Annotated in this window: 7 protein-coding genes; 4 read left to right on the top strand and 3 right to left on the bottom strand. The window is 75.1% G+C overall.

What is annotated here, in order from left to right:
* The coding region (locus tag ACFWEK_RS14185) for a DMT family transporter (RefSeq protein WP_430554466.1) at nucleotides 1-638 on the bottom strand (638 nt) is incomplete at its 3' end.
* Nucleotides 639-677: 39 nt separating this feature from the next.
* On the opposite strand from ACFWEK_RS14185, the gene ACFWEK_RS14180 reads away from it, so the two are divergent.
* Entirely contained in the window at nucleotides 678-1,163 is a 486-nt protein-coding gene (locus ACFWEK_RS14180; RefSeq protein WP_430544906.1) for a MarR family winged helix-turn-helix transcriptional regulator, read from the top strand.
* A 140-nt stretch (nucleotides 1,164-1,303) separates the two neighbouring features.
* Nucleotides 1,304-1,783 (top strand): hypothetical protein, encoded by a 480-nt coding sequence (locus ACFWEK_RS14175; RefSeq protein WP_430544907.1) that lies wholly within the window; start codon nucleotides 1,304-1,306, stop codon nucleotides 1,781-1,783.
* A 25-nt stretch (nucleotides 1,784-1,808) separates the two neighbouring features.
* Here the strand turns inward: ACFWEK_RS14175 and ggt are convergent, their stop codons facing one another.
* Nucleotides 1,809-3,680: a gamma-glutamyltransferase gene (gene ggt, locus ACFWEK_RS14170; RefSeq protein ID WP_430554465.1), complete on the bottom strand. Its 1,872-nt coding sequence runs from the start codon at nucleotides 3,678-3,680 to the stop codon at nucleotides 1,809-1,811.
* Between the two features lie 152 nt (nucleotides 3,681-3,832).
* Here ggt and ACFWEK_RS14165 point away from each other — a divergent pair, with 152 nt between their 5' ends.
* Nucleotides 3,833-4,774, top strand: coding sequence for a helix-turn-helix transcriptional regulator (locus ACFWEK_RS14165; protein WP_430554464.1), 942 nt, complete (start codon nucleotides 3,833-3,835; stop codon nucleotides 4,772-4,774).
* Between the two features lie 10 nt (nucleotides 4,775-4,784).
* On the opposite strand, the gene ACFWEK_RS14160 is transcribed toward ACFWEK_RS14165, so the two are convergent.
* Nucleotides 4,785-5,507 carry a PAS and ANTAR domain-containing protein gene (locus ACFWEK_RS14160; RefSeq protein ID WP_430554463.1) on the bottom strand — a complete coding sequence of 241 codons (723 nt, stop codon included), beginning with the start codon at nucleotides 5,505-5,507 and terminating at the stop codon, nucleotides 4,785-4,787.
* 275 nt (nucleotides 5,508-5,782) lie between these two features.
* Here ACFWEK_RS14160 and ACFWEK_RS14155 point away from each other — a divergent pair.
* Nucleotides 5,783-9,874: phosphodiester glycosidase family protein (locus ACFWEK_RS14155; RefSeq protein WP_430554462.1), on the top strand; the 4,092-nt coding region annotated here is incomplete at its 3' end.

Below are 9,874 nucleotides of genomic sequence, written 5' to 3'. Positions count from 1 at the left end.
GTGAGGGTCAGGGAGGGAGGCGCGCCCTCGACGAGCGCCGCGGCGACGAGCAGCTCGAGCCCGCCGACGACGAGCTGCCACGCCGTGACCGTGAGCACCGGCGTCCCGTCCTGCCATCGCTTGGTGAGGACGGCCCCGACGGACGAGAGCACCATCGAGGCGACGGACGCCGCGATGCCCCAGCCGTCGAGCGCGCCGGTCGCGGTGCCCACGATCAGCAGGACGCCCGCACCGCCCACGGCGGCCGCGACGACGACGCGCGGCGTGGGGCGCTCGTGGAGCAGGAGCCACGCCGCGCCGGCGATCGCCAGCGGGCTGAGCGACATGAGCGAGGCGGCGACGCTGGACGGCAACAGCTGGGCCGCGACGTACACGAGGCAGAAGAAGATCCCCATGTTGAGGGTACCGAGCACGACCGAGCGCCACCACCAGGAACCGCGGGGCAGCCGGCGCGCGACCAGCAGCAGGACGACACCTGCCGGCAGCGCGCGGATCGCCGATCCCCACAGGGGCGTGCCCCCCGGGAGGAGGTGGTGGGTCACGACGTAGTTCGACCCGAACGCGACCGGCCCGACCGCCGCGACCAAGGGCCAGCGGACGCGGAGCCAGGTCCGGCGCGTCCACGACATACTTTCCATGGAAACCAGTCTACTTTCCGTGGAAAGTAGACTGGGCCCATGGCTGAGGTCGATCGCGTCGCGACGTTCGTCGAGCAGTGGCGGAGAGAACGCCCCGACCTCGACCCGAGCCCGATGGCGGTGATCGGGCGGATGCGCCGGATCTCCGACGACTTCACCGCCGCGCTCGTCGCGAACTACCGCCGGTTCGGGATCGGGGAGGGCGAGTTCGACGTCCTGTGCGCGCTGCGGCGCGCGGGCGACCCGTTCGCGCTCAACCCGGGGGAGCTCGCGGAGCACACCATGGTGACGGCCGGTGCGACGTCCAAGCGGGTCGACCGGCTGGAGGCGGCCGGCCTCGTGGCCCGGCAGTCGCGGGCCGGCGACGGGCGCGGGCGGGTGGTCACGCTGACGCCCGAGGGGCGCCGGCTCATCGACGAGGCGTACCCCGCCCACCTCGAGCTCGAGGACGGCCTGCTGGGTCCCCTCTCGCGCGGGGAGCGCGAGCAGCTGGAGGCGCTGCTGCGCAAGCTCGTCGGCGGCTGACGCCGGGGAGTGTCCGGCCCGTCAGCGTGCCGCCGCCACCGACTCGGCAGGCTCGCCCACCGCGCCGGGACCAGGGCCTGTAGGTTCGTGGCCGGCCACGAGACACGTGGCCCACCCGTCTTGGTCGAAGGAGATCCTGCATGCCCACGAGAGCCCTGTCCCGCAGGTCCCGCGCGTTCGCGATCGTGGGGGTCGCGGCCGCCCTGGCGGGGGTGACCACCGTCCCGGCCTCCGCCTCTGCCGAGGACGTCGTCGCTGTCGCGTCGGCCGCCGATGTCACCCCGGTGCGCGACTTCGTCGGGGTCGGCGGCGACGCGATCAACGGCGGTGTCTGGGTGCGGCCGGAGGCGCAGATCCGGCTCATGGGCGGCAGCAACTACCTCACCGTGCGGGTGCACAACGACGACGTCGACCCCGCGCACGTCCAGATCTCCAGCGCCTACGGCGAGCGGACCCTGCTCGTCGAGCCGGGGCGGTCCGGCTACGTCGCCGTCAACCTGCGGACGTCCGAGGTGCCGCTGATTCCCCTGCTCATCGTGGCGGAGGTGCGCGACGCCGACGGGAAACTCGTGCGCGGCACCGGGATCAACATGACGAACGTGGTCCTTCCCGAGGACTGAGGCCCGCGCCGCCTCCGGCGCCGGGTCAGCCGTCGGCAGGCTGCACCACCATGGCCGCGCCGCCGCCGCGGCGGCGCGGCTCGGAGACGGCCGTGAGCAGGCCGTCGTCGCCGAGCTGCACGGCGGTGGCGGCCCCGATCTCGGCGGCGGAGGTGAACGCGTCGCCCGACGGCACGAGCGTGTGCCCGTACTCCTCGAGCGCCGGGCCGTAGGCCTCGATGAACTCCGGCTCGGCGGTGACGGACGCCGTGTTGCGCTGCGCCGCGCGCGGGGCGGCGAGCGCCTCGCCGATCGGCATGCCACGGTCGAGGTGGTTGGTGAGCGTCTGCAGCACGGTCGTGATGATCGTGGAGCCGCCGGGCGAGCCGAGGGCCAGGACCGGCTCGCCGTCGCGCAGCACGATCGTCGGTGCCATCGACGACCGCGGCCGCTTACCGGGCTCGATGCGGTTCGGGTCGTCCGCCGCCCACACGGTGGAGAAGTCGGTGAGCTCGTTGTTCAGCAGGAAGCCGCGGCCCGGCACGAGCATCCCGGAGCCGCCGGTCTGCTCGATCGTCAGGGTGTACTCGACGACGTTGCCGTCCCCGTCGACCACGGTGAGGTTGGTCGTCGAGACGTTCTCCGTGTCGGAGTCCGCGGGGGCGATCGTCTCCCCGCACGCCGCGTCGTCGGCGTCCACGTCGCCGGGCGCGACGGGCTTGGTCGCCGCGGCCTCCGGGTCGAGCAGGCACGCGCGCTCGGCGGCGAAGTCGTCCGACAACAGGGTGTCGAGCGGGACGTCGACGAACGCCGGGTCGCCCACGTAGGCGCCGCGGTCGGCGAAGGCCAGGGCGCTCGCCTCGAGGTAGTGGTGCAGGTAGGCGGCGTCGTCCATGCCGGCCAGGTCGAACGTCTCGAGGATGTTCAGCGCCTCGCCCACCGTGGACCCGCCGCTGGAGGACGGCGCCATGCCGTAGACGTCGTAGTCGCGGTAGTCGGACACGGTCGGGTCCTGCAGCAGCGCCTCGTACCCGGCCAGGTCGTCGAGGCCGAGGTAGCCGGGCGGCACGGGCAGGTCGGTGTCCGGCGAGGTCTGCGGGTGCTGCACGACGTCCACCATCTCGGCCGCGAGCTCGCCGCCGTAGAACGCGTCCGTGCCGCGCTTCGCCAGCAGGTCGTAGGTGTCCGCCAGGTCGCGGTTGCGGAACACGCTGCCGACGGCGGGCGGCCGGCCGCCCGGCAGGTACAGCTCCGCCGTCGCGGGGAACGCCGCGAAGCGCTCGGCGTTGCTCTTCGTCTGGTCGTGGAACGTCTGGTCGACGACGAACCCGCGCCGCGCCAGCTGCGTCGCCGGCTTCAGCGCCTTCTTCAGGGAGTAGGTGCCCCACTCGTCGAGCGCCGTCTGCCAGGTCGCGGGCGTGCCCGGCGTGCCGACCGAGACGCCGCTGGTCACCAGGTCCGGGGCGAACGGGTAAGGCTTGCCGGTCGCCGGGTCGACGAACGCGTCGTTCGGCATCTCCGACGGCGCCGTCTCCCGACCGTCGATCGTCTGCACCTCGCCGCTGTCGGCGTCGTAGTACACGAAGTACCCGCCGCCCCCGACGCCGGCGCTGTACGGCTCGGTCACCCCCAGCGCCGCGGCCGCCGCCACCGCCGCGTCGACCGCGTTGCCGCCCTTGCGCAGCACCTCCAGGCCGACGCGGCTCGCCTCCGGGTCCACCGTGCTGATCGCGCCGCCGTACCCGACGGCGGTCGGCACCTTGACGTCGTCGCGCGGGGCGGCGCTCGCGGACGTCGCGGCGGTGGCGCCGACGACGGCGGTCGTCGCGGTGAGCGCGACGGCGCCCAGCGCGGCGAGCGCGCGGGTGCGACGGGCGGGGCGGGCGCTGGAACGACGGTGGTCCATGCGGTGGTCCATGGCTGTCTCCTGTGGCGGGTGCGGGTCCCGGGGCGGCTCCTCCCACAGTGGCGGAGAACGACGGGGGACGCCCGCCGAACGCGGCGGCGGCCCGGCCCGGCCCCGTCACCTCGCCTGTTGCGCGGGAGCGACGGAATCGCGACCGTAGGCAGATGACGACACCGGTCGCGGGCTTCGAGCTGCGTACCACCGATGCCCAGGAAGCCGAGCAGGCGCTCGCGACCATCTTTCCTCGGGTGCACCTGCGCGCCCCGAAGCAGGCGTTCGAGTTCTCCATCCGCTCCGCCGCGATCGGGCGCCTGGCCTGGACCGACCACACGCTGCCCATGCCGGGCCGCTCGGCGCTGGACGAGCCCGAGCCGATCGTCGTGCTGCAGCTGCGGGGCGACATCGAGCTGCAGCACGCGGGACAGTCCTTCGGTCCGGGACCGGTGCTGCTCGACGCCCCGGATCAGGCCACGGCCACGTGGGACACGGCCAGGACCAGCGGCCTCACCCTGGACCGGGGGTACGTGCGCGCGACGGCCGCGCGGCTGACCGGGCGCAACCTGCCGAGCCACCTGTTCCGGTCCGGCTCCCCGCGAGGGCCGGCGGAGGCGCGTGCCTGGAAGGCGACCACGCGGTACGCCGCGCAGTCGTTGACCCGCGACGCCGACGCGCTGTCGTCGCCGGTGCTGCAGAGCTCGCTGGCGCACCACGTCGCCCTCTCGCTGCTGCACGCGTTCCCCAACGTGGCCCTCGACGACGAGGGGCGGGCCGCCGAGCGCGTCCTGCCACCGGTGGTCCGGCGGGCGTCGGAGTTCATCGACGAGCACGCCCACGAGGCGATCACGGTCGACGACGTCGCCGCCGCGGTGCACGTCTCCACCCGCGGCCTGCAGGCGGCGTTCCGCCGCTCGCTGGACGCGACCCCGGGGGAGGCGCTGCGCCGGGCCCGGCTGGACGGCGCGCGCCGCGAGCTCCTGGACGGTGACCCGGGGGTCGCCACCGTCGCGGCCGTGGCTCGGCGGTGGGGGTTCCTGCACCTCGGCCACTTCGCCGCGGCCTACCGGCGAGCGCACGACGAGCTGCCGTCGCAGACCCTGCACCGGTGAGCTCCGGACGTCAGACCGCGGTGGTGGGCCGTCCGGTCTCGAGAGCGGCGGGGCGCAGCAGACGCTCGACGAAGGGACGGGCGGCCGTCCCGTGCGTGCTCGCGGCGGCCAGTACCGCCGTCGCGAGGTCCCGCACCTTGACGTTGTGCGTGTTGGAGGCGCCGCGCAACACGGCGAAGGCGTCGTCTGCCGTGAGGCCGTAGAGCACCATCAGCGCCCCCTTGGCCTGGTCGATCGCTGACCGGCTCTGCGCCGACGCGGCCACCTGCTGGGAGGCCATGCGGGACGCAGCCTCGCGGATCGTGGCCGTCACGTCCGTCACGAAGCCGTGCAGCACGGTCGTCGAGGGATCGTCCTCGGTGGGCTGGACCTCGCCGGTGAGCACCACGGTGCGCTCGTACCCGCGCACGTCCACGATGCGGTGCACGCTGGCGAAGGGGGCCCCGGTGCGCCGGGCCGCGGCGAGCAGCCGCTGCACGCGCTCGCGGTCGTCGGGATGCTTGTGAGCCAGGACGAGAGCGGTGGACGGCACCACCTCGCCCGGCTCGAAGCCGTGGACGAGGAACGTGCCCTCCGACCACCACCAGGTCTCCTCCGGGAGCAGGCAACGATACGAGCCGGTGAGCGGCGCGGACGGGATGTCGAGAGCGTGCTCCAGGGCGGACCGCTCCTGCGCTGGTGCGAGGGGCGACGGGGTCTCGGGCGGGTCGGCCGGCGTGCGGCGGGGGTCCACAGGCACCTCCTGGGCATGCGCGCTCCGCGGATCGGGACGCGGTCTGCTCCGGGACCGTCTTCTCGATGCCGGCTGACCAGGACACCACGGGTGCCCGGCCGTCCACGGGCGATCTGCGCGTCCGGGACGGCGGTGTGCGCCTGAAGGACCGCCCGGGCGGCCGCACTAGGTAGAAGAGTTTCCCTGGCGGTTGACATCGTGAAAGTTGGTGGCAACCTGGTCGCGGGACGCTGCGACGGCGCACGTCCCGGCCCGACCAGCGGAGGATCCCCCCCATGAGCCGAGCACAGAGCCGAGCACTGCCCCCTGCCCGACGTACCGTGCCCCTCGGGGTCGGTCTCCTGCTCGGCCTGGCGATGGCGGTGCCCGCGGGCGCCGCCGCGGCCGCGACGCCCGATCCCGACCTGCCGGTCGCGACCGCCGCCGTCTCGCCCGCCGCGGCGGGCACCGTCTCCGACGACGTCGCCGACCTGCCGCTGGACGACGCGGGTGCGGCGATCGTCACCGAGCGCGCGGAGCGGCTGATCGCCCCGGGCCTGGAGCTCACGGAGTTCGCGCGCGTCTCCGCGGAGGGCTGGCTGAGCGGCGAGGTGCTCGTCGCGCACCTCGGCCGGGACGGCGGGCCGCGCCTCGGCTACCTCGGCCCCGACGCGGTCGCCGGCAACGCGACCGTGAGCGCGATGGCCGCCGACCGGGGCGCCGTCGCCGCGATCAACGGCGACTTCTTCGACATCAACAACTCCGGTGCCGCGCTCGGCGCGGCCGTGGACGACGGCAGGCTGCTCAAGTCCGCCGCCCCCGGCCGCGAGAAGGCTCTGACGGTCGACTCGTCGGGCGTCGCGCGGCTCGCCGAGCTGTTCCTGGAGGGCACGGTCACCCTCGGGACGGGAGACGACGCGCGCGAGCTGCCCGTCGCTGGGCTCAACGTCACCGCCGTGCCGGCGGGCGGCGTCGCCGTCTTCGACGCCGCCTGGGGCGACGCGGCGCGCACCCGCCCGCTCGGCGCGGGGGAGCAGGGCGTCGAGGTGCAGGTCCGCACCGCACCCGGGAGCGACGAGGGCGCGGCCGGGACCGTCGTCTCCGTGGGCGCTCCGGGCTCCGGCCGCCTGCCGGCCGACGTCCGCGCCGTCGTCGCCCGGCCCGGGGCCGCGGCCGACGCGCTGGCGGCCCTCGCGCCCGGCGACGCGGTGACGCTCGCCTACGGCCTGCGCGACGACCTCGGCGAGCTCCGCACCGCCATCGGCGGAGACCCCGACGACTGGCTGCTCGAGGACGGCGAGGTCACGTCGTCCACCAGCGACTTCGCGACGCTCCGGCACCCCCGCACGGCGGTGGGCCTCAGCGAGGACGGCAGGACGGCGTACCTCGTGGTCGTCGACGGGCGGCAGGCGCAGAGCATCGGTGCCTCCCTGCCCGAGCTGGGCCGGTTCCTCGGTCAGCTCGGCGCGGACGACGCGATCAACCTCGACGGCGGCGGCTCGACGACGATGGTCGCGCGGCTGCCCGGGGACGCGGGGACCAGCGTGCTGAACAGCCCGTCGGACGGCGGCGAGCGCCTGGACGCGAACGGCCTCGGGCTGTTCACCCCCGAGGGCTCGGGCGAGGTGCACGCCTTCGACGTGCGCGCGGCCGTGCCCACGGGCGACGCCCCGGCCGGCGACGCGCTGCGCGTCTTCCCCGGCCTGCACCGCACCCTGACCGCGGCGGGGTACGACGAGTCCCGCGCCCCCGTCGACACCCGTCCCGACGACTGGACGACCACCGACGCGGCGGTCGCGACCGTCGCCCGCGCCGACGACGGCGCGGGGGTCGTCACCGGCGTCGCGGCCGGCACCGCGACCGTCCGCGCCGCGACCCCCGCGGCGGACGGCGTGGCGACGGGCCCCGCGGAGCTCACGGTGCTCGGGGGCCTCGAGCGCCTCACCGTGCCCGAGCCGGTCGTGACGCTCCCGGACGCGGACGCGACGGCGTCCCTCACCGTCGTCGGGCACGACGCCGACGGGTACGCGGCGCCGGTCGAGGCGCGCGACGTCGAGGTCACGGGCGGCGACGGCGTCGCCGTGCTGGAGCCGGCGGCCGACGGGTCGTTCACGGTGCGGGCGCTGCGGGGCTCGGGCGCCGCGACCTTCACGCTCGCGGTGGGGGACGAGCAGGTCGAGGTCGCCGTGGCGGTCTCGCTGGAGGACGTGGTCGTGGCGGACCTGGCGGATGCCGACCGCTGGACCGCGGCGCACGACCGGGCTCCCGGCGGCTCGGTCGCCCCCGGCGAGGGTCACGAGGGCTCGGCGGGCCTGAGGCTGACCTACGACTTCACGCAGTCCACCGCGACCCGCGGCCAGTACGCCGTCGCGCCGGCGGGCGGGATCGTGGTGCCCGGGCAGCCGCGCACCCTCACGGCGTGGGTGCACGGCGACGGGAACGGCGCGTGGCTGCGGCTCCAGGTGCGCCAGGGCGACGGGGTCGTGACCAACCTCGACGGCCCGACCGTGTCGTGGGAGGGCTGGCGCCAGGTGCAGGTCGCCGTGCCCGAGGGCGTCGCGTTCCCGCTCACGCTGCAGCGCCTGCGCCTCCTCGAGACGCGGGCCGCAGAGCAGTACACGGGCGAGGTCGTCGTCTCGGACCTGCGCGCGCAGGTGCCGCCGGACGTCGAGGCGCCGGTGGCGGAGCGGGTCGAGGACCCGGCGGTCGTGGCCGACGGCGCGACGGACGCCGCGCCGCTGCGCGTCGCGGTGCTGTCGGACGCGCAGTTCGTCGCCCGGGACCCGGGGTCGGGGGCGGTGCAGGGCGCGAAGCAGGCCCTGGCGGAGATCGTCGCGGCCGACCCGGACCTGCTCGTCATCAACGGCGACCTGGTGGACGAGGCGTCGCCCGCCGACTTCGACCTGGCCCGCGAGGTGCTCGACGAGGGCCTCGCCGACGCCGACTTCCCCTGGTACTACCTGCCGGGCAACCACGAGGTGATGGGCGGTTCCATCGAGAACTTCGAGGACGAGTTCGGCGAGCGGACGCACGTCGTCGACGTGCCCGACCCGCGCGGCGACGGCGGCACCACGCGCCTCGTCATGCTGGACTCGTCCAGCGGTCGCCTGGGCAGCGACTTCGCCCAGCTCCGCGCCCTGCGCGACGCGCTCGACGACGCGGCCGCGGACGACGCCGTGACGGGCGTCGTGACCTTCTTCCACCACCCGCTCGACGACCCGCTGCCTACGAAGGCGAGCCAGCTCGTCGACCGGGTCGAGGCGGAGACGCTGCGCGGCTGGTTCGAGGACTTCCGCGAGACGTCGGGCAAGCAGCTCGCCTCCGTCGGGTCGCACGTGGGCGTCTTCCACGCGGCCACCGCGGACGGGATCCCGTACGTCGTCAACGGCAACTCGGGCAAGAGCCCGGCCAGCACGCCCGACGACGGCGGGTTCACCGGCTGGTCGATGATCGGCGTCGACCCGGCGGCGCAGGGCACCGGCGACGGCGGCTGGTTCTCCTGGGAGGTCGAGGCGCGCGCCGAGAGCGTCACCGTGAGCGGGCCGGAGGAGCTCGCCGAGGGCACGTCCGGCCAGGTCAGCGCGCTGATCGCACAGGACGACACCCGCCAGGTGCCGGTCGCGTGGCCGGTGTCCTCCCGTTGGGGCGGGGACAAGGTGTTCGTCGGCTCGCCCGACGACGCGCCGTCCGGCGCCGTGCTCGCCCTCGACCCGGCGACGCACGAGGCGACCGCTGTCGCGCCCGGCCGCGCGACCGTCGAGGTCGAGGTGAACGGCGTCGTCGGCGCGCTCGAGGTGCTGGTGCCCGCCGGGGCGCCGGGCACCGCCCGGATCAGCGACGACAACGGCTGGGACACCGGCCTGCGCGACGGCGACTACCGCGTGCTCGTCGACCTGTGGTGGGGCGAGAACGCCACCAGCCTGCGGCTGTACGAGGACGGCGCGCTGATCCACACCGAGAAGCTCACGTACGGCGGCACGGACGCCCAGCGGATCGCCGTCCCCGTCGCCGGGAAGAAGAACGGCGCGTACGAGTACACCTGCGAGCTCGTCAACGCGGCGGGGACGACGCCGTGCGCCGGCCCCCACACGGTGCGGGTGACCGACGCGAACCCGGGCACGCCCACGCTGTCGCACGACAACGGCGACGGGGACGGGGACTTCGTCGTCGCGATGGACAAGTGGTGGGGCACGCAGGCCACCGGCTACGTCCTGTACGAGGACGGCGTCGAGGTGGACCGGCAGGAGCTCGTCCCGGGGACCGGGGGAGAGGCGCAGTCCGCCGCCACCGTGCTCACGGGCCGGGAGCCCGGCACGTACCGGTACGTCGCCGTCCTCACCAACGACGCCGGCGAGACCCGCAGCAAGGAGCTGGCCGTCCGCGTGCGC

The organism is Isoptericola sp. NPDC060257, from assembly GCF_042726645.1.
Classification (GTDB): Bacteria; Actinomycetota; Actinomycetes; order Actinomycetales; family Cellulomonadaceae; genus Isoptericola; species Isoptericola nanjingensis.
The sequence above is the reverse complement of the archived record's forward strand: the minus strand, read 5'-3'. Positions and strand labels throughout refer to the sequence as shown.